The organism is Pseudomonas sp. BIGb0176, from assembly GCF_024810175.1.
Taxonomy (GTDB): Bacteria; Pseudomonadota; Gammaproteobacteria; order Pseudomonadales; family Pseudomonadaceae; genus Aquipseudomonas; species Aquipseudomonas protegens.
Genome location: NZ_JANUEC010000002.1, coordinates 698,741 through 719,087 on the forward strand (window position 1 = coordinate 698,741; position 20,347 = coordinate 719,087).

General features: G+C 64.2%; 18 protein-coding genes and 1 tRNA gene. 11 read left to right on the forward strand and 8 right to left on the reverse strand.

Going from position 1 to position 20,347, the window contains the following annotated elements; genetic code table 11:
* Positions 1-10: 10 nt before the first annotated feature.
* Positions 11-406 carry a hypothetical protein gene (locus M2395_RS14080; RefSeq protein WP_011059773.1) on the reverse strand — a complete coding sequence of 132 codons (396 nt, stop codon included), beginning with the start codon at positions 404-406 and terminating at the stop codon, positions 11-13.
* A 274-nt stretch (positions 407-680) separates the two neighbouring features.
* Positions 681-890: a hypothetical protein gene (locus M2395_RS14085; RefSeq protein WP_227454106.1), complete on the reverse strand. Its 210-nt coding sequence runs from the start codon at positions 888-890 to the stop codon at positions 681-683.
* Positions 891-1,229: 339 nt separating this feature from the next.
* On the opposite strand from M2395_RS14085, the gene M2395_RS14090 reads away from it, so the two are divergent.
* From M2395_RS14090 to M2395_RS14110, 5 genes are all read left to right on the forward strand, one after another.
* The gene (locus tag M2395_RS14090; protein WP_123430206.1) at positions 1,230-2,717 is read left to right on the forward strand and encodes a sensor domain-containing diguanylate cyclase; all 1,488 of its coding nucleotides are present in this window, start codon (positions 1,230-1,232) and stop codon (positions 2,715-2,717) included.
* On the forward strand, positions 2,710-2,928 hold the full coding sequence (locus M2395_RS14095) for a cysteine-rich CWC family protein (RefSeq protein WP_011059771.1): 219 nt from the start codon (positions 2,710-2,712) through the stop codon (positions 2,926-2,928). The genes M2395_RS14090 and M2395_RS14095 overlap by 8 nt, the downstream gene beginning before the upstream one ends.
* Before the next feature lie 29 nt (positions 2,929-2,957).
* A complete protein-coding gene (locus tag M2395_RS14100; protein ID WP_123430205.1) occupies positions 2,958-3,650 on the forward strand; it encodes a pseudouridine synthase in 693 nt (230 codons plus the stop codon).
* Between the two features lie 324 nt (positions 3,651-3,974).
* Positions 3,975-4,859, forward strand: coding sequence for an alpha/beta fold hydrolase (locus M2395_RS14105; protein WP_015634505.1), 885 nt, complete (start codon positions 3,975-3,977; stop codon positions 4,857-4,859).
* Positions 4,860-5,014: 155 nt separating this feature from the next.
* Positions 5,015-5,088, forward strand: a tRNA-Gly gene (locus M2395_RS14110).
* A gap of 106 nt (positions 5,089-5,194) precedes the next feature.
* Here M2395_RS14110 and M2395_RS14115 read toward each other — a convergent pair.
* A complete protein-coding gene (locus tag M2395_RS14115) occupies positions 5,195-5,623 on the reverse strand; it encodes an SMI1/KNR4 family protein (RefSeq protein WP_123430204.1) in 429 nt (142 codons plus the stop codon).
* Between the two features lie 272 nt (positions 5,624-5,895).
* On the opposite strand from M2395_RS14115, the gene M2395_RS14120 reads away from it, so the two are divergent.
* Positions 5,896-6,624 carry a bifunctional 2-polyprenyl-6-hydroxyphenol methylase/3-demethylubiquinol 3-O-methyltransferase UbiG gene (locus M2395_RS14120; RefSeq protein ID WP_041752001.1) on the forward strand — a complete coding sequence of 243 codons (729 nt, stop codon included), beginning with the start codon at positions 5,896-5,898 and terminating at the stop codon, positions 6,622-6,624.
* A gap of 79 nt (positions 6,625-6,703) precedes the next feature.
* Here the strand turns inward: M2395_RS14120 and M2395_RS14125 are convergent, their stop codons facing one another.
* Positions 6,704-8,479 carry a sensor domain-containing phosphodiesterase gene (locus M2395_RS14125; protein ID WP_053149541.1) on the reverse strand — a complete coding sequence of 592 codons (1,776 nt, stop codon included), beginning with the start codon at positions 8,477-8,479 and terminating at the stop codon, positions 6,704-6,706.
* A gap of 375 nt (positions 8,480-8,854) precedes the next feature.
* Between M2395_RS14125 and M2395_RS14130 the strand changes: the two genes are divergently transcribed.
* From M2395_RS14130 to M2395_RS14145, 4 genes are all read left to right on the forward strand, one after another.
* A complete protein-coding gene (locus M2395_RS14130; RefSeq protein ID WP_174394858.1) occupies positions 8,855-10,393 on the forward strand; it encodes a DUF1800 domain-containing protein in 1,539 nt (512 codons plus the stop codon).
* 27 nt (positions 10,394-10,420) lie between these two features.
* Entirely contained in the window at positions 10,421-11,608 is a 1,188-nt protein-coding gene (locus tag M2395_RS14135; protein ID WP_072443248.1) for a DUF1501 domain-containing protein, read from the forward strand.
* A 476-nt stretch (positions 11,609-12,084) separates the two neighbouring features.
* Positions 12,085-12,372, forward strand: a complete 288-nt coding sequence (locus M2395_RS14140; RefSeq protein ID WP_015634499.1) for a hypothetical protein — start codon at positions 12,085-12,087, stop codon at positions 12,370-12,372.
* Positions 12,373-12,592: 220 nt separating this feature from the next.
* The gene (locus tag M2395_RS14145) at positions 12,593-12,967 is read left to right on the forward strand and encodes a hypothetical protein (RefSeq protein WP_015634498.1); all 375 of its coding nucleotides are present in this window, start codon (positions 12,593-12,595) and stop codon (positions 12,965-12,967) included.
* A gap of 59 nt (positions 12,968-13,026) precedes the next feature.
* Here the strand turns inward: M2395_RS14145 and M2395_RS14150 are convergent, their stop codons facing one another.
* Positions 13,027-13,563: a GNAT family N-acetyltransferase gene (locus M2395_RS14150; RefSeq protein WP_015634497.1), complete on the reverse strand. Its 537-nt coding sequence runs from the start codon at positions 13,561-13,563 to the stop codon at positions 13,027-13,029.
* Positions 13,564-13,794: 231 nt separating this feature from the next.
* Between M2395_RS14150 and M2395_RS14155 the strand changes: the two genes are divergently transcribed.
* On the forward strand, positions 13,795-15,951 hold the full coding sequence (locus tag M2395_RS14155; protein ID WP_123430202.1) for a TonB-dependent siderophore receptor: 2,157 nt from the start codon (positions 13,795-13,797) through the stop codon (positions 15,949-15,951).
* A 57-nt stretch (positions 15,952-16,008) separates the two neighbouring features.
* Here M2395_RS14155 and M2395_RS14160 read toward each other — a convergent pair whose 3' ends face one another.
* From M2395_RS14160 to M2395_RS14170, 3 genes are all read right to left on the reverse strand, one after another.
* Positions 16,009-17,019 carry an Ldh family oxidoreductase gene (locus M2395_RS14160; RefSeq protein ID WP_123430201.1) on the reverse strand — a complete coding sequence of 337 codons (1,011 nt, stop codon included), beginning with the start codon at positions 17,017-17,019 and terminating at the stop codon, positions 16,009-16,011.
* 115 nt (positions 17,020-17,134) lie between these two features.
* Complete coding sequence (locus M2395_RS14165) at positions 17,135-18,709, reverse strand: aldehyde dehydrogenase (NADP(+)) (protein ID WP_053149527.1); 1,575 nt, start codon at positions 18,707-18,709, stop codon at positions 17,135-17,137.
* 32 nt (positions 18,710-18,741) lie between these two features.
* Complete coding sequence (locus M2395_RS14170) at positions 18,742-20,313, reverse strand: APC family permease (protein WP_015634493.1); 1,572 nt, start codon at positions 20,311-20,313, stop codon at positions 18,742-18,744.
* Positions 20,314-20,347: the final 34 nt, after the last annotated feature.

Genomic DNA, 20,347 nt, shown 5'->3' on the forward strand with positions numbered 1-20,347 from the left:
CAGTACCGGCTCAATGACCGCGGCCACCGTGGCCATGGTCGCCGCGCCCGTGATCACCGCGCCCGCCATTGTCACGCCCGCCGTGGCCGCCCCAGTCCTGGTTGCTCCAGTTGTTCGGCCGGCCATGCCCACCCCAACCCTGGTTGGGATAAGGCCGGTATACCGCGCGCGGTGGCTGGTAGTAACGCGGGGCCGATTGGTAATAGCGCGGCGCGGGCTGGTAGTAGCGCGGTGGGTAGTAACTGCGCCCCGTGGAATAGTAGGAAGACCCGCCACCGTAGTAATAGGCCGGCGCGGGAGCGCTGTAGACCTCCGAGCTGTAGTAGCCGGAGCCTCCACCGTAATAAGGGGCACACGCAGCAAGGCTCGAACCCAGTAAGGCAATCAGTAGAAGTCGACGATACATGGCGGCCTCCTGGACCGCGAAGAAGCCTCGCCAGCGACGCTGGCAGGCGGCAATCAGCAACAGGCTGACTGACGCAATATCTGACCGCGAAAAGCGCTTGTGGTGCGATTTGCGCAACACTTTGAAACAAGTGCTGCTGACGTCCTTTCCCGCGGTTTTCCACGCCCACGAAAAAGCGCTGCCTCAGGCAAAGGCAGCGCTGTGGGCAACGACTCTCGGCCCTTGGCCTCTTGTCATCCGAGGCGGTGGCCTGTTGTACGGGCCTTGGTGCCGGCTAGTGGTGCCAGCGTCGGTAGCCGCCGTAGTAGTGCGGCCCGTAGCCCCCGTGATAGTAGGGCCGGTAATAGTAGTGAGGCCTGTAGCCGCCTCCATAGTAGGGGTAGCCACCGTAGTAATAGGGGCCTGGAACCGCATACACGTCAGTGCGGTAGTACCCCGGCTCGACGTAATAGGGCACACAGGCGGACAGACTCAAACCAAGCACAACACCGAGCAAGATTCGACGGAACATGGCGGCCTCCCGGACCGCGTGCAAGCCGTACCAGCGACGCTGGACGACGCCAATCGAAACGGCATGACTGGCATTGCATAGGACCGCAAAAAGCCTTTGTGGTGCGCCGCGCAGCAGTGCCCCGATGGCTTCACCGACCAGTGGCGGGGCCTGCTCGGCGGCCTTGCAGGCTCCAGTTGCAACGAGCCCCCCGCTGGCCTTCCAGCGCCTGGCAAACGTATCGAACTCGAGACAATTCAGGCGCGTGATGAACGAGTTATTTGCGCGCCGTGCCACTAGAATGCGTCATCGGGCCACTATCACGGAATCACCATGCCGCGCCGCTCTCCCCTGTATTCCCAGCGCTCGCTGGTTCTGGTCCTGATCGCCCTGCTGGGCAGCGGTTTTCTCGCCACCTCGCTGCTCAGCTACTACGCCTCGCGGGATTCGATCCGCGACAGCATCGTCAATACCGAACTGCCCCTGACCTCCGATACCGTGTACTCGGAAATCCAGAAGGACCTGGTGCGGCCGGTGCTGATCTCCTCGATGATGGCCCGCGCTACCTTCATGCGCGACTGGGTGGTGGCCGGCGAGCGCGACCCGAGCCAGATGACCCGCTACCTCAACGAGGTCATGACCCACTACGACGCCTACACCGCGTTCTTCGTCTCCAACACCAGCCTCACCTACTACCAGGCCAAGGGCGTGCTGAAGAAGGTCAAGGCCGATGAGCCCCGGGACGCCTGGTACTTTCGCGTACGCGACATGAGCACGCCCTACGAGATCAACGTCGACCCGGACCTGGCCAACCAGGACAAGTTGACCTTCTTCATCAACTACAAGGTCTACGACTACCAGGACCGCTTCATCGGCGCCGCCGGGGTCGGCCTGACCGTGGATGCGGTGATCAAGCTGATCGACAAGTACCAGCAGCGTTACCAGCGCAGCGTGTACTTCGTCGACGCCTTCGGCCGCATCGTCCTCACCGGTGCCGACGGTGGCCCCCAGGGCGCCCGCAGCGGCCAGTCGCTGCATGAACTGGGCAGCCTCAAGGAGCTGCTGAGCCAATTGCCCAAGCCCCACAGCGGCAGCTATGAATACAATTCCCAGGGCCAGGGGCACTTTCTCAATGTGCGCTTCATTCCCGAGCTGAACTGGTACCTGTTCGTCGACAAACGCGAAGACGGCGCCCTCAACAGCATCCGCCAGTCGCTGTACCTGAACCTGCTGATCTGCCTAGTGATCACCGCCATCGTGCTGGTCCTGCTCAGCGCCGTGGTGCGCCGCTATCAGCGCAAGATCGAAGCCCAGGCCACCCTCGACAGCCTTACCCGTCTGCCCAACCGCCGCGGGTTCGACCTGCTGGCGGCCCAGGCCCTGCAAGAGGCCTGGCGCGACCTGACGCCGCTGTGCGCCGTGCTGCTGGACCTGGACCACTTCAAGCGCCTCAACGACACCTACGGCCACCTGGCCGGGGACCAGGTGCTCAGTGGCTTCGCCCGGGACCTGCAGGGCTGCCTGCGCCAGTCCGACATCGTCTGCCGCTGGGGCGGCGAAGAATTCATCGTCCTGCTCAAGGACACCGACAGCAGCGTGGCCCTGGGCATCGCCGAGAAGATCCGCCTGCTCACCGAACAGCAGCGCTATCACTATGAAGGGCAGCCGCTGCAACTGACCGTCAGCATCGGCTTGACCAGCCTGCAAGCCCAGGACACCCTGCACAGCCTGCTGTCCCGTGCCGACCACGCGATGTACCGTGCCAAGCACACCGGACGCAATCGAACCTGCGTGGAAATGCCTCACTCCAGCCATGAATGAACCTGAACTCTGCCCCGCCTGCGGTGCCCGCAACGACTGCACCCTGGCTGACCCGCGCCGCGCCGGCCAGGCCTGCTGGTGCTACAGCGTGGACATCGACCCGGCGATCATCGAAGCCCTGGCGCCGGAGCTGCGCAACCAGGCCTGCCTGTGCCCGCGCTGTGCCGGGGTCGACGCGCAGCTGCGCGCCGCTACCCTGCCCCGTCCCTAAGCCCCTCCAGCCGATAGCCACCGATCACCATGCGCATTGACCGTTTTCTCAGCAACCTGCCCCGTTTCAACCGCCAGCAAGTGCGCGTGCTGCTGGTGCAACGACGCATTCGCATCGATGGGCAGCCGGTCAGCGACCCCAAGGCCGAGGTCCGCGAGTTCAGCCGGGTGGAGCTGGACGACGAAGTGCTGCAGGCCGGCAAGCCGGCGCGCTACTTCATGCTGCACAAGCCCATGGGCTGCGTCAGCGCCACCCGCGACCCCGAGCACAAGACCGTGCTCGAACTGATCCATGAGCCGGACCCGCAGGAACTGCATATCGCCGGGCGCCTGGACTACAACACCACCGGGCTGATGCTGATCACCAACGATGGCAACTGGTCGCGGCGCCTGACCCAGCCCCAGACCAAACTGCCCAAGCTCTATTACGTGGAAACCGAGCAGGAGATCGGCCCCGAATACGTCGAGACTTTCGCCCGTGGCCTGTATTTCGCCTTCGAGGACCTGACCACCCAGCCCGCTCAACTGCAGATCCTCGGCCCCCGCAGCGCCCGGCTGAGCATCGTCGAAGGGCGCTATCACCAGGTCAAGCGCATGTTCGGCCACTTCAACAACAAGGTGCTGCGCCTGCACCGCGAACGCATGGGCCCGCTGCTGCTGGACGAACGCCTGGCCCCCGGTGAATACCGTGCTCTGAGCGACGCCGAAATACGCCTGATCTGAGCGTTGCGCCGCGCCACACGACCGCTGGGCAGAAGCTGTCGAACAATTTGCCCAATGACCTTGCAGGTTCCCGGTTGCCCTGCTTGAATCTGTCCGTCGGCCGAATTGTGACCGATGAGTCACAACCACACATCTAAGAAACCCTTTGCCGGCCTGAGCCCTGCCTGCTCTGCCTTCCCCCGGCAAATCGCCCGCCTATAACAACACCCGTCGACCTGCCTTACCGGATCGACATGGGCTCCGATTCCAGGCGTATGCCTACCTGTCACATTGCCCGTGCACACTCACGTTGCGCGCATACCCGCTTGCCAGGAGTCTTATGACATGAGGCCAGAAATCGCTGTGCTGGATATACAGGGTCAGTATCGGGTTTACACGGAGTTCTATCGCGCAGATGCCGCAGACAAGACCATCATTCTGGTCAACGGCTCACTGGCCACCACTGCGTCCTTTGCCCAGACCGTGAAGAACCTCCACCCGCAGTTCAATGTGGTGCTCTACGACCAGCCCTACGCGGGTCGCTCCAAGGCCCACAACAGGCACGAACGGATGCTCACCAAGGAAGTAGAGGGGCAGATCCTGCTGGAGTTGATCGAGCACTTCGCCGCCGAACATGTGCTGTCGTTTTCCTGGGGCGGCGCCGCCGCCCTGCAAGCGCTCTCCCAGCGCCCGCGACGCATCGAGAAGGCGGTGATCAGCTCGTTCTCGCCGGTGATCAACGAGCCGATGCGCGACTACCTGGAACGCGGTGTCGACTACCTCGGCAGCCGCGATGGCCATCGCGTCGGCGACCTGGTCAACAACACCATCGGCAAGCACCTGCCGTCGCTGTTCAAGCGTTTCAATTATCGCCACGTCAGCAGCCTGGCGGAACATGAGTACGGGCAGATGCACTTCCACATCAGCCATGTGCTCCATGGTGATCGCCAGTGCTACCTCAGGGCCGCACGCAACATCCAGGTCCCGGTGCTGTTCATCAACGGCGAATGGGACGAGTACACCTCGGCCAACGATGCCCGGCTGTTCGCCAACCATGTGCAGCAGTCGAGCTTCAGTACCATCCAGGCCACCGGGCACTTTCTCGACATGGAGCACAAGGCCGCCTGCCGCGACACCCGCCAGGCCCTGATGGGGTTCCTCAAACCGGGCCAGTACGACAACCGTTCGCGTGCCCCGCATGTCCAGGAGCAGCATGTACGAGCCCTCTGAAAAGCCCTCCTCGCAGGCCGCCTGCATACCGTGACAACCCCGGTTTTCACGGTATGGGGCGGGCTGGCGATGAAGGTCAGCGGCGCGCAAGCGCAAGTCAGCTAAAGAAAAACTTCAAATCCACGGCCACATCTGGTACAAAGTCAGCCGTTCGAGCGGGTGTCGTATAATGGCATTACTCCAGCTTCCCAAGCTGATAACGAGGGTTCGATTCCCTTCACCCGCTCCACTTCCCCAATCTGCGTACCCACGCAGAAGCTCCAAGCAGTTTCCCAGTCGTTGAACCGCAACGATCTCTCCCTCCAGACCTGACCATTCAAGCCCAAGCCTTGTGCCTACCCGGGCCGATCGGCGCTGGCCAGAAAAGCTGCATAGCCATCGGCAACCACGGACGTGGCGCCAGTCTCATGGGACCAGAGCACCACCACCGGCTCACCGGCCTCCCCCAGCACGGCGTAATCGAAGCAGTAGTAGTCGCCCGTGCCGAACTGGGCGAACGGCAGCAGGCTGGAGAAACCCGCCGGGTCAGCGCAGACGTTGTCCTGCCAGGCCCGCCAGCCGCCTTCGAAATGGCGGACTATCGACTCCCAGGTCTTGCGCGGATCCCGGGCATCGAAGACCGGAAACACCTCCAGCGCCCCCAGGGCCTTGCCGTTGTGCTCCAGCAACCAGCGGGCGAACGAGCAGGGCAAGGTACGCTCCAATGCCATCTCTGCCGCGCGGATCGCCTCGATCGTCGTGCCTGTCACTCTCGCTTTGCCCATGATGCCTCTCTTGGGGTACGAATTCGGAGCCGGGGACACTCGGTGTTCCCGGCCGGCGATTGTGCCGATGAAGATCCTGGCGTGCAAAGCATCCGGCGATGGCCCAGCCCGCAAAACTGGCTAAGATATCCGACCTGTTTTGCTGCACCACCTGCCCGGCCATCGACGATACCTGCGTCGCGCCCTGCGAGGGAGAAGCCCCTCAGCTGTTTCAACTGCATGACATTCCCTGCCCACCAGGGCTGCACACGAACCTGATAGAGCCTCCCGACATGACTCAGAACATCTACGACGACCCGATTTTTTTCCAGGCCTACAGCCAGATGGGCCGCTCCCTCGGCGGCCTCGACGCCGCGCCGGAATGGCCGGCCCTGCAAGCCCTGCTGCCACCGATGAACGGCCTGCGGGTGCTGGACCTGGGCTGCGGCTATGGCTGGTTCAGCCGCTGGGCCAGCGAGCACGGTGCCCGCCAGGTAGTGGGCCTGGACGTTTCGCAGAAGATGCTGGCCACCGCCCGCGCCACCACCTCGGCACCCAATGTGCAGTATCAGCAAGAGGACCTGGAGCAACTGCGCCTGCCCGCCTGCAGCTTCGACCTGGCCTATAGCTCACTGGCCCTGCACTACATAAAGGATTTGCCCGGCCTGTTCGCCCAGGTCTATGCGGCCCTGGTACCGGGGGCGCGCCTGGTGTTCTCCATCGAGCACCCGATCTTCATGGCACCGCGCAACCCGGGCTGGCAGGTGGACGCGCAGGGCCGCCAGTCATGGCCGGTGGACAGCTACCAGCAGGAAGGCGAGCGGGTGACCCACTGGCTGGCCGAAGGGGTGATCAAGCAGCACCGTACCCTGGGCACGCTGCTCAACACGCTGATCGATACCGGCTTCAACCTGCGCCATGTGCAGGAGTGGGGCCCCACGGCGCAGCAGATCGAGGACCTTCCGGCGCTGGCAGAGGAGCGGGTGCGGCCGATGCTGTTGCTGGTGGCAGCGCAGCGGTGAGGAGGTGCGGCGCCCTCAAGGTTTTTTAACGCCCCTTCGGGCCGCTCGCAGCCTGCGACAGCGGCTACAGAAGCCGCAGTCAGTAGCCTTGCTGTAGTGGAAAGCGCTGGGCCGCGCTGCGGGCCAGGAATTTTTCCTGGACCATGGGCCGGGCCAGGAAATAACCCTGGGCCTCATCGCAGCCGAAGGTGCGCAGCATCTGCAGGCACTTGAAGCTTTCAATGCCCTCGGCCACGGTGCGGTAGCCCAGTTCCCGGGCCAGGGCGATGACCGAGCGGGTGATCTTCTGGTGCTGGGCACTGCTCTCAAGGTCGGTGACCATGGATTTGTCGAGCTTCACCACGTTGGCCGGAATCTGATGCAGATAGGCGAAGTTACTGTAGCCGGTACCGAAATCGTCGATGGCCACATCCATGCCCAGGGCGCGGATCTTGCTCAACTGGTCCAGCACCCGCGGGTTGGAACGCAACCAGGCACCCTCGGTGATTTCCACTTCCAGGCGATGGGGTTCGATGCCGTGGCGGCGACAGGCCGCCTTGAGCACATCAGCGATGTCCTGGTCCTCGAAATCCTGGGGCGAGAGGTTGATCGACAGGCGCTGCACTTCACCGTCGCTCCAGGCCTGCAGCTTGCCGAGCACCGCATTGATCACCCAGTGGGTTACGCGGTGGATCAACGCATTGCGCTCCATCACCGGAATGAACTCCGCCGGTGAAATCGGCCCCAGCCAGGGGTGATCCCAGCGGATCAGCGCCTCGGCGCTGACCTGGGCGCCGTCGGGCAGGGCGAAACGCGGCTGGAACATCAGGTAGATCTGCCCACTGTCCAGGGCTTCGCTGATATCCGAGGCCAGGTTGAAGGCTCGCCGGTAGGCCTGGTCCCGCACCACGTCGTAAGGCGCCCAGGTGCTGCGGTTGAGGGTCGCCAGTTCCAGGGCGAACATGGCCTTGCGCAACACGTCGGGCACGGCGTCGCGGTCCGTGGAGAACTCCACCGTGCCCGCGCACACCCCGGGAATCATCGGCAGTTCCAGCCCTGGCGGCTGACGCCGCAGGCGCCGCACCAGGCCTTCCAGGAAGCGCTCGATCCCGGGAGCCGCCGGCAGCAGGAAGCCGAAGCGCTTGACCGATACGTGATACACCCGCACATGGCGCCCCAGGTAGGCGAGCAGTTGCTGGGCCAGGAAACGCACGATGGTCTCGAACGGCGCCAGGCCCATGGCCAGGGTCAGCTCGTGGGCCACGGTCATGTCCACCGCGTCCACCAGCACCAGCACGCGCCGTTCTCCCGGGTTCTCATCCGCCAGGTCGTACAGGTCGCTCTGAAATTGCTCACGGTTGGGCAGCCTGCTCACCGGGTCGCGCCGGGTCAGGCGCTGACGCTGCTCCACCTGCTCCATCACCAGGGATGCCAGGTCGCGCAGTTGCTGACGCTCGGCAGCGTTCAGGCGCTGGGGCTGGCGATCGATGACGCACAGGCTGCCGATCGCATGCCCGGTGGAGGTAATCAGCGGCGCGCCGGCATAAAAACCGATGCCCGGGTCTTGGGTCACCAGGGGGTTGGCGTGGAAACGCACATCCTGGCGGGCGTTTTCCACCTCGAATACATCACCGGACTTGATGGTATAGGCGCAGAACGATTGCTCGATGGGGGTCTGCTCGGGCGCAAAGCCCACCCGCGACTTGAACCACTGCCGATCACGGTCCACCAGGGTGATCAGGGCCGTGGGCACCTTGAAGTACTCTGCGGCCAGCCGGCAGATGCGGTCAAAACGCTCGCACCGGGCCGTATCCAGCAGTTCCAGGGCATACAGGGCAGCCAGGCGCTGCTCCTCGGCCAGCGCCTTATCGGGCATATTGCGCCTCGGGCAGGATCAACACACTCATCACCAATCTATCTCACCAACGCAGGGATGGAACGACACCCGGAAACCGGGTCGGGCCTTGAAGTAGTGGCACTACGACATCCATCGACAGCATGACGCAGTGACTAGTGCTTGCCAATTCCATCCGTCGGACGAACGGTCGACGGCAAGCCCCCCAACCCTGCGTTGAAACACTTGTCCTAGAGCATTGCCGACTGAAAGCCGGAACAACCCTCTGGTAGCCTGCGACGCTATACCGCTGTGCTGCCCAGGGAGCCGGGACAGGCTTCACGCCCTGCCCTGAACCTGGCGACGGACGGCGAAAATCCCCATCGGCCGCGACCTCTCACTTCGGACCAACCGCCCATGCCAAGGCTTTCCCCGTTGCCCCGCTGCCTGTACCTGTCGACTGCCCTGGCTGTGCTGCTGCCAATCCTGGCCCACGCCGCACAACCTCAAGCGCCCAGTGCCGCCGACATCGCATGGCTGCGGCGTGACGGCTTCGACCTGGACGCGGCGCAACTCCAGCGCCTGCGCACCCTGGGGCGCAATGAGCTGCTGAGGGCGCAACTGGACGATCGCCTGCACGATCCGTTGCCACCGGCCATCGACACCCTGCTGCGCAGTTATCCGGCCCTGAACGATTCGCCCCGCTCCCTGCTGGAGGAGTTCCGGCAGCGCCAGGAACAGATCAAGGCAATGCCCGAGGGCGAAGCGCGCAACCAGGCGCAAAAAGACCTGCGCCAGTACGCCGCCCAACTGGCTGAACAGACTCAGTCCAGTGTGCTGCTGCAAGCTGTCTACGGCCCCAACCAGCTCAAGGAACAACTGGTGTTGTTCTGGCTCAACCATTTCAGCGTGTTCCAGGGCAAGGGCAGGGTGCGGCTGCTGACCGCCGATTACCTTGAAAACACCCTCCGCCCCCACGCCCTGGGCAAGTTCAAGGACCTGCTGCTGGCCACCCTGCAAAGCCCGGCCATGCTCGAATACCTGGACAACAGCAGCAACGCCAGGGGCAAGGTCAACGAGAACTACGCCCGTGAACTGATGGAACTGCACAGCCTGGGCGTCGACGCCGGCTACAGCCAGGAAGACGTGCAACAGCTGGCGCTGATCCTCACCGGAGCCGGGCTGGCGCCCCTGGACGGTCGCGAGCAGCACTTTCCCCGCAACCTGCAGCCCCTGGTGGTGCAACAGGGCCTGTTCCAGTTCAACCCCACACATCACGACTTCAGCGACAAGCACCTGCTGGGCCATACCATCAGGGGCAGCGGGTATGACGAGATCACCCAGGCCGTGGACCTCATCACCCGGCAACCGGCCTGCGCGCGGTTCATCTCGCGCAAGCTGGCCCAGTACTTCGTCGCGGACGAGCCGCCGCCGGCGCTGGTGGCGCGCATGGCCAAGAGCTTCAGTGACAGCGATGGCGACATCGCCCAGGTCATGGCCACCCTGATGCAATCGCCGGAGCTGCTGCACACGGCCGGCAAGAAATTCAAGGACCCGCAACAGTTCGTGGTCTCGGCGCTGCGCCTGACCTATGACGGCAAGCCCCTGGCCAACCCGCGACCATTGCTCAACTGGCTGAATCAGATGGGCCAGCCGCTGTTCGGGCGCATCACTCCCGACGGCTGGCCGCTGGTAGCCAGTGGCTGGTCGAGTTCCGGGCAGATGGCCAAGCGCTTTGAAATCGCCCGGGCCATGGGCTCGGGTAACAACCGGCTGTTCACCGCCGAGGGTAGCCAGGTCCCGGGGCCGGGGTTTCCCATGATCACCACGCCGATGTATTACCAGGCGATCGCCCCCTACCTCTCCAGCACCACCCGCAACGCCCTGGAGCAGGCCGTTTCCCCCCAGGAATGGAACACCTTCCTGCTGTCCTCGCCGGATTTCAACAATCGCTGAGAGCGCCCCACCTGACCAGGAGCCGTCATGAATCGTCGCCAATTGTTGATCGCAGCCGCCGCCCTGCCCAGCCTGACGTTTTGTGCCCGGCTATTCGCCGCACCGGCCTCGGCGCCGCGCACCCTGCTGGTGTTCCTGCGCGGCGGCTATGACTGCAACAACCTGCTGGTGCCCTACAGCAGCGACTTCTACTACGAGTCGCGCCCGACCCTGGCTATAGCCCGGCCCGATGGGCATAACCCGCAGAGCGCCATCGCCCTGGACAGCCACTGGGGCCTGAACCCGGTGCTGCGCGATTCGCTGTACCCGCTGTGGCAGCGCCAGGAACTCGCCTTCGTGCCCTTTGCCGGCACCGACGACCTGTCCCGCAGCCACTTCCAGACCCAGGACACTATCGAGGCCGGCCAGCCGAGCCAGCAGCACCGGCGCTACGACTCGGGGTTCCTCGCACGCCTGGCGCGGCAGGTGCCCGACAGCGCGCCTATCGCCTTTACCGACGCCCTGCCCCTGAGCTTCCAGGGCGGCCAGGAGATTCCCAACCTGTCCTTGCGCAGCGCCGGCAAGACGCCCTTCGATGAGCGCCAGGCAGCGATTCTGGCCTCCATGTACCAGCACACGCCCTATGCCGCCGCGGCCAGCGATGGACTGGCCCTGCGCCAGAAGGTCTCCCGGGAGCTGCAGCAAGAGATGCTCGCAGCCAATCGCGGGGCGGCCAATGCACAGAGCTTCGCCGCCCAGACCCGGCGCATGGCCGGCCTGATGCGCGAGCAGTATCGCCTGGGCTTCGTCGATGTCGGCGGCTGGGATACCCACGTCAACCAGGGCAGCACACAGGGCCAGTTGGCCAGCAACCTGGCCAACCTCGGGCAAGGGCTGGCGGCCTATGCCGAGGCCATGGGCGAGCACTGGAAGGACAGCCTGGTGGTCGTGGTCTCCGAATTCGGCCGGACCTTTCGCGAGAACGGCGCCCGGGGCACCGACCACGGCCATGGCACGGTGTACTGGGTGTTGGGCGGCAGCATTCGCGGCGGGCGCCTGGCCGGCGAGCAAGTGACGGTGAACGCGCAAAGCCTGCTGCAGAACCGCGACTACCCGGTGCTCAACAACTACCGGGATCTGCTCGGCGGCCTACTGGGCGCTACCTGGGGGCTTTCCAGCGCTCAGGTGCAGGCGGTGTTCCCCGGTTCCCGGCCCGCGACCCTGGGCCTGGTCTGATGCCATTGCTGAAACGCCCGGGTGCAGGCAAAAAAAGAGCGATCCCAGGGTCTGTACGAAAACTCGCCGAGCAAAGATCAGGCAAGGCAAAAACAGGCGAGGAAGCGGAGTTTAGGAACCTAAATGAGCATTCCGAGCCTGTTTTTAACGCAGTCTGATCGAAGCGCAGGTAGTTTTCGTACAGAGCCCACGATCGCTCTGCGGCTTGCAAACGGATGCACCGGGCCATTCGCCCCGGCAGACTCTTGGCAACCTGCCGTGAATCCGCTTGAAACCATTTGCCCCCTGTCACCGCCCGGCTCCTGCCAGGCGTGCCGATATTTTTACCAGTGCGCAACTGTCTGCTTGCTGAACCTGAAGCCAATCCCGCCATCGATGCTGTCCCCCCTCCTGCCCGAGCGCTTGCCAAGCCGGGGAAAAACCTGAAGCATTCGCAGCCCGCGCCCCTGGCGCCCCCCCACGGAAGGAGCCGTGCCTTGAAAACACTGCTGTTGCTGCTCTCCCTCATCCTGCTGATGGTGCTCAACCTCGGTTACTACACCGAGCTTGAAGAGGCTGAAACCCATACCCGCTGGTTTATCAAGACATCCCCGACCCTGCGCCTGGAATTCTTCAACATCCACGCCAATGACGGCGACTACCGGCGCGTGGAAAAGCTCACCGATGAACAGCGCCAGATGATCATCGACTATTGCAAATACCGCCTGGGCATCGACACCCAGGTCACCACCCAGGCCGATGTGGAGCGTTGCGCCAAACTCTAGGGCCGCCCTGCCCCCCCCCTCTCTCCCAGCCTCCGACCAGGGCTACGACCGCGCTAAACAGCCCTGATGCGGCGCTCATTGACCCCTGGGTACCGGAGCACCTGCGCCCGACACCGCTCCCAAAGTGCTATGGTGGCCGGCTGCCCTGCGTGCCAGGGCTCACTGGAGGAGCAATACGCTGAGCGCGTGGTCGCCACCTTGAGGAGGTCACTGAAGAGATATGTGTAACGCAAAAGATATCTATACCGCGGGTTGGGTCCTGGTGGTCATGGCCGGGCTGGTGTCCCTGGCGATCCAGGTCTACCTGGGCTATTTCAGGCTTGATGACATGGTCAAGCACCTGTCGCGCTGCCGGGTCATTGCCATCCGCATGCCGCTCCTGGGCAAGGACCCCCTTAGCCGTTTCTTCATGCTGCTGTGCATCGGCGCACTGTTCGCCATGCCCCACCTGTTCCTGCGCAACGGCGGCCTGAACGTGAAGGACTACAGGAAATTCCCCCTGGGCCTGAAGTGGCTGATCAATCTGTTCCAGTTCGCGGCCCTGGTGGCCGTCATTGCCTTCCTGGTGCTGTGGTGGGTCAGCCGCCACCTCTGACGGCAGGCATGGACCATACGGGGCGCCGCCAACGGCGCCCCACGCTTGCCCCCCCCGCCTCAGCCAGCCGACCGTTGCTGGCAAAAATCCTCACGGGTCATTGCAAAGAAGCGGCAGGGCAAGCCTTCGAAATCGGCATTGTGGGTGAAGCGAAAACCGACCTTGCGCGCCACCGCCAACGACGCCTCATTGTCGACATGGGCATCGGCGACTATGCGCTGCACCGCCGGGTCGGCAAACGCATGCTCGACGATCCGCCGCGCGGCCTCGCTGGCAAAACCCCGCCCCCAGGCCCGCCGCACCAGGCGCCAGCCCATTTCCAGCTCGGGCCCCACAGCATCGAAGGGAATGAAGGAAACCCAGCCCAGCAACTCATCCGGCGCGTCCTTGGCGAAGATCGCCCAATACCCGCAGCGCGGGCCGAAATCCTGGGTCATGCGCCCCTGTAAAAAGTCCCTGTGCCACTGCCCGCCATCCCAGGTCCCGGGGATGAAGCGCGTGACTTCGGGATCCTGATCCATACCCAGGCACGCCTGGAAGTGCTCAAGGGTACGGGGGCGCAGCAACAGGCGGGCGGTTTCGAAATGCAGGTTCATCCGTGAGCTTCCTGAAAGGGGGCGCTCATGAAACCGCAACGCCGGAAAAAAAAGAACCCTCCGGTTCAGCAACAGGCCACGGCCCCTTGGTAGCGGTCCTGAGGAGGGGCCGGCTATCGCGCATACAACGACGCATACACTTTTCGACATGATTGTTCAGATAGTTCTGATTGAATGACATAAATTCGCATATGAGAATCGCTTCCAAATAAAACGGAGGCTTTATCTGAAATGTCCAGTCCTGCCCGCCCACACCCATGGAAGTTGTGGTCCACATCCCTCGGTTTGATGGCCCTTAGCGAAGCCAGCCTCGGCGCCACCGAGCAATCCACCGAACGCCCATCCGACACGGCATCCGTCACCCTCGGCACCACCCACGTCAAGGGCGAACACAAGCCGGGATACAAGCGCGAAACATCGGATTCGGTGAAGTTCACCGCACCGCTGCGCGAAACCCCGAAGTCGGTGACCATCATCACCGAATCCCTGATGCAGGAGCGTGCGGTGTCGACCCTGGCCGATGCCCTGCGCACCACGCCGGGAATCACCTTCGGCGCGGGCGAAGGCGGCACGCCGCTGGGCGACCGGCCCTTCATCCGTGGTTTCGAAGCCAGCACCGACATCATGATCGACGGCATTCGCGATGTCGGGCGCATGACCCACGAAGCCTTCAACGTCGAGCAGATCGAGATCGTCAAGGGCCCGGGCTCGGCCTACGCGGGGCGCGGTTCCACCGGCGGCACCATCAACCTGGTCAGCAAAGTGCCGCAGCAGGAAACCTTCGCCGCCGGCAGCCTGACCCTGGGCACCGATCAACTGCGCCGCACCACCGTCGACCTCAACCAGTACCTGCCCGAACAGAACATGGCGCTGCGCCTGAACGCCATGAAGCATGAAGCCGATACCCCCGGGCGCGACGATGTGGAAGTCACCCGCTGGGGCCTGGCGCCGAGCTTTTCCTTCGGCCTGAACACCGATACCCGCGGCACCCTCAGCTACTACCACATGCAGAGCGACGACATTCCCGACCAGGGTGTTCCGGTATCGGCCATCAGCGGCAAGCCGGTCAAGGTCGACCGGGACAATTTCTACGGCTTCAGCAAACGCGACTTCCGCAAGACCTCGGCCGACCTTTTCACCCTGCAACTGGAACACGACTTCAATGACCACCTGACCCTGCGCAACACCACACGCCAGGGGCGCAGCATGCAGGACTACATCATGAGCCGGCCGATTGCGACACCGGCCCAGGAGCGCAACAACCTCGCACAACGCACCGCTCGCCCACGTAACGTGGTCAATACCTCGCTGATCAACCAGACCGATATTTTCGGCAAGTTCGACACTGGCTCCATCGGCCACAGCTACAGCGCCGGCCTGGAATTCTCCCGGGAACGGATCGACGAGAAAAACCGCTATGGCAGCGCGGGCAGCGCCGACCTCGGTGACCTGAACCACCCTAACCCCAAGGATCCCTTCACCCCGGTGCCACGCGGCGATGGCCAGCATCGCGTCACCAAGCACAACAACCGCGCCCTGTACGTGATGGACACCATGGCCCTGCATGAACAATGGGACCTGAACCTGGGGGCGCGCTTCGACAACTACCACGTGCGAGATGGTGTGCAGAGCAACCGCAGCAACCTCTGGACCTACCAGAGCGGCATCGTCTTCAAGCCCCTGCCGTACGGCAGCATCTACCTGTCCTACGGCACTTCGTTCAACCCATCGGGGGAAACCGCCGGGCAATCCGGGGGGGCCGACGGCGCCGCGGGCGGGCGGTTGAGCAACCTGGATCCGGAAAAGAGCCGCAGCATCGAGCTGGGCACCAAGTGGGACCTGCTGAACGAACGCCTGTCCCTGACCGCGGCCCTGTTCAAGACCGAGAAGACCAACGCCCGGACCTACGACCCGATCAGCAACGAGGTCACGCTGGACGGCGACGTCGAGGTGAAGGGGTTTGAAGTGGGAGCCACCGGCCATCTCACCGAGCAGTGGGAAGTGATGGCGGGCTACACCTACCTGGATGCCAAGACGGTCAAGTATGCGTCCGGAAAAAACACCAACTTCGATGGCAACCAGGCCAAGTTCATCGCCCCCAACAGCGGCTCGGTCTGGACCACCTACGCCCTCACCGACCGCTGGAAGGTCGGCGGCGGCGCCAACTATGTGGACAAGCGCTATACCAACGATGAAAACACCCGCAGCCTCGATTCCTACTGGCGCTACGACGCCATGCTCGCCTACCGGGTGAACAAGAACCTGGACCTGCAACTCAACGTGCTCAACCTCACCGACGAGACTTACTACGACGCCTCCCACGTGGGGATGTTCGCCACCGTCGCGCCGGGGCGCTCCGCCGAGCTGGCGGCCAACGTACGCTTCTGATGCCGTAAAGCCGGCTCCTGCACTCATCCGCAGGAGCCGTCTGCCGGTGAACAGGCCTCAGAGCAACCCGCGAATATCCTCCAGCAGCCCTCGGGGAATCTGCACTCCGTGCTCCAGGCTGCGGGCCCGGGCCGCAAAACGCCGCTGTGACGGCAGCCGTGCGCCCTGTCGGGCAATCGCCGCGAACAACCCTTCCGCCCGTTCCAGCCCCTGCTCATAGCCCTCCCCCAAAAACACCCTGGGATCGAACGCCAGCACCAGTTCCCCATGGCAGGGCGTAGCCCCCACGCCTCCATCGAAGGCCATGGACTCGGCACTGGTCAGGTCGCCGATCAGGGCACCGGCCAGCAACTCGATCATCGCCGCCAGGGCCGAGCCCTTGTGCCCGCCGAACGTCTGCATGGCGCCCTGCAACGCCGCCTTGGCATCAGTGGTGGGCTGGCCATCGGCGTCGATGGCCCAGTGCTCGGGAATCGGCTTGCCCTGGCGTGCATGCAGTTCGATATCCCCCCGGGCAATGGCACTGGTGGCGAAGTCAAAGACAAAAGGCTGGCCCCCCGGGCGCGGCCAGGCAAAGGCCAGGGGGTTGGTGCCGAACACCGGATGACGCCCGCCCGCCGGGGCCACCCAGCTATGGCTGGGGTTCATCGCCATCCCCACCAGGCCGTAGTCGGCAATCGCCTCCACCTCCGGCCACAACGCGGAAAAGTGGAAGCAGCGCTTGATCACCATGGCGGCGATGCCCTGGCTGCGGGCCTTTTCCACCAGCAGCGGCAAACCGGTATGAAAACCCAGCAGGGAGTAGCCGTAATGGGCATCCACCTCCAGCACCCCGGGAGAAACATGCCGCAGGCTGGGTTCGGCCCGGGGGTCTATCCGGCCCTCGCGCACCGAACGTACGCAGCCCAGCAGACGATACACCCCATGGGAGTGGCACTCGTCACGCTGGCCCTGGGTGATGACTTCGGCGATCGCCCGGGCATGGGCGTCGGACAGGCCGTGGCGAGTGAGGACCTGATAGGACAGAGCACAGACTTCATCCAGTGACAGGGTGATGTATTCAGACATGCAGGAACCTCTATGGCAGGTGGGGAACGCTCCTGTGGGAGAGTTTGCGGATAGGTAAGGCAAGAAGGATGAGCAGGCGCGCCGGCACTCCCGAGGAGAGCAGGCGCGCCTCGGGTCAGCCCGGGCCCTGGCCGTCGAGCAGCTGCGGCACCTGCAACGGATTGGCGCTGTGCAGTTCAGCCGGCAACAGCGACTCGGGCAGGTCCTGGTAGGACACCGGGCGCAGGAAGCGCTGGATCGCCAGGCTGCCCACGGAAGTGCTGCGGCTGTCGGAAGTGGCCGGGAACGGCCCGCCATGGACCATGGCATGGGCCACTTCGACACCGGTGCCGAAACCGTTGGCCAGCAGGCGCCCGGCCTTGCTCTCCAGCAGCGGCAGCAGCGCCCGCACCTGCGGCTGATCGCCCTCGACCAGGTGAATGGCAATGGTCAGCTGGCCCTCCAGGCTGCGCAGTACCTGTTGCAGGACAGTCAAGTCGGCGCAGCGGACAATCAGCGAGGCCGGGCCAAAGATCTCCCCGCGCAACTCGGGGCACGCCATGAACGCCGCGGCCGAGGTGGCGAACAATGCCCCGCGCGCCTGCTGGCCCTGCCCTTCCGGGCCCTGGGCCAGGAGCTGCACCCGGGCATGCGCCGCGAGGCTGGCCACGCCTTGGCAGTAGCTGCGGTAAATGCCCGGCGTGAGCATGGTCTGCGCCGCCACGTGGCCGAGGGCCTCGGCGGCGGCCCGCTCAAAACGCTGCAACGCCGGCCCATCGACGGCCAGGATCAACCCCGGGTTGGTGCAGAACTGCCCGGCGCCCTGGGTCAGCGAGGCGACAAACGCCGGGGCGATCTGCTCGCCGCGCTCCTCAAGGGCATGGGGCAACAGCAGCACCGGATTGATCGAACTCATCTCCGCATACACCGGGATCGGCTCGGCGCGCGCCGCGGCGATCTGCATCAGGGCCATCCCGCCGCTGCGCGAGCCGGTGAAACCCACGGCCTTGATCCGCGAGTCCGCCACCAACCCCTGGCCGATATCCCGGCCACTGTCGAACAACAGTGAAAACACCCCTTCGGGCATTCCCTGCTGCCGTGCCGCCCGGGCGATGGCCTGGGCCACCAGCTCCGAGGTGCCGGGGTGGGCCGAGTGCGCCTTGACGATCACCGGGCAGCCCGCCGCCAGGGCCGATGCGGTATCGCCGCCGGCCACGGAAAAGGCCAAAGGAAAGTTCGACGCACCGAACACCGCCACCGGCCCCAGACCCATCTGCCGCAAGCGCAGGTCGACCCTGGGCAAAGGCTGGCGCCCGGGCTGCGCCGGGTCGATCCGCACCCCGAGAAACCCGCCCTTGCGCACCACCGCGGCAAACAGCCGCAACTGGCCAACGGTGCGCCCGCGCTCGCCTTCCAGGCGGGCACGGGGCAGGCCGGTTTCCAGCAGGCAACGCTCGATCAGTTCATCCCCCAGCTCAAGAATCTGGCTGGCGATACTCTCCAGAAACGCCGCCCGCCGCTCCAGCGGCAACAGCCGATAAGGCTCGAACGCCGCCTGGGCCAGGGCACAGGCACGCTCCAGGTCGGCCGGTGCGGCCCCGCCAAAAGCCGGTTGCAGCACCTCGCCGGTGGCCGCGTTCAGCCCATGGATATGCCCGTGGGTGCCTAAGCCGGCTTGCTGGCCGATCAGCATCTGTCCAGTAACAGTCATGGTTTGCCTCGTCTGCTTGAAAGTGGGCACCCTCATTCCACCTCATCGCCGTCCAGCACCAGCTTGGCGCCGGGCACGCCGGTGTTGGCGCCCCAGTAGTAGATACACAGGGCCATGAGGGTGACGGTCAGGGTGTCGAAGGGGTGAGCCAGGGCGCCGATGCCGCCGAAGCTGCCCAGGTAGGAAATGACGATGGTCAGGGCATAGAACGCGATCAGCCACAGGGACGAACGCACCTGTTCGCCAAGGCTCAAGTGATCGGTGGGCACCAGGCGCTTGCACAATAGGTAGATCACGAACATCAGGATCTGCAGCCCCAGCAGCCAGGACACCGTGCCCCAGCCCGACCAGTAGACGATCAGCGCCGCGATCACGAAGGACACCGGCCCCAGCAGGGCAAAACCACGCACGCGGAACGGTCGCGCCAACTCCGGCGCGCTCTTGCGCAAGGCCGCGACACTGATGGGCGCCACTGCATAGCTCAGTACCAGGGCTGCCGAGACCACATTGATCAGGGCTTCCCAGGAAGGGAACGGCAAGGTCCAGAACACCGACAGGCCGAAGGTCAGCCACAGCGCCGGACGCGGAATGCCGGACTCTTCGTCGATGCGGGTGAAGATCTTGAAAAAGGTCCCGGTGCGGGCCCAGCCGTAGACCACCCGCGGCGTGGCGTTCATGTAGATGTTGCCGCAGCCGCTGGGGGAGATCACCGCGTCGGCTACCACCAGGTAGGCCAGCCAGCCGACCCCGAGCGTCAGGGCGATATCGCGGTACGGCAGAGAGAACTCCTTGCTGATGCCACTCCAGCCGTTGGCCAGCATTTCCGTGGGAATGCTGCCCAGGAAGGCCAGTTGCAGCAGGCCGTAGATCAGAGTCGAGAGCAACACCGAAAGGATCAGGGCAATGGGAATGGTGCGCTGCGGATTGCGCACCTCGCTGGCCACGGAAATGATCGGGGTCAGCCCCAGGTAGGCAAAGATGATGCCCCCCGCCGAGACTGCCATCTCGATCCCCGAGAGACCGAACGGCGCAAAGCCCTGGACATGGAAGTTATCGGGCTTGAAGAAGGTGAACAGCACCCCGATCACCAGCAGCGGCACGATGAACTTGAACAGGCTGATGAAGTTGTTGGATTTGGCGAAGGTCTTGACGCTGTAGTAGTTGAGCCAGAAGAACAGGCACAACAGGGCGAACTGCACCAGCCAGCCGATGATCGTCGGGTTGCTCGAACCCTCGTGGGTCAGCGCCGGGAACCAGGCCGCGGCGTACTGCCGGGCCGCCACCACTTCAATCGCCACCAGGCTGGAAAAGGCGATCAGGGTGATGAACCCCATCAGGTAGCCCAGCAGCGGCCCGTGGGAAAACACCGGATAGCGCACTACCCCGCCGGCCCGGGGCAGGGCTGCCCCCAGCTCGCAGTAGACGATGCCCAGCAGCAGTACGGCAAAGCCGCCCAGCAGCCAGGAAAAGATCCCCGCCGGCCCGGCAATCGCCGAAACGTGGCTGGCTGCGAACAGCCAGCCGGAACCGAAAATCGCACCCAGACCGATAAAGGTCAGGTCCACCAGAGAGAGTTGTTTCTTGAATTTGCCTTTGCCTGACATGGGGCTGCGCCTGTTTTGGATTATTGGAATGGGC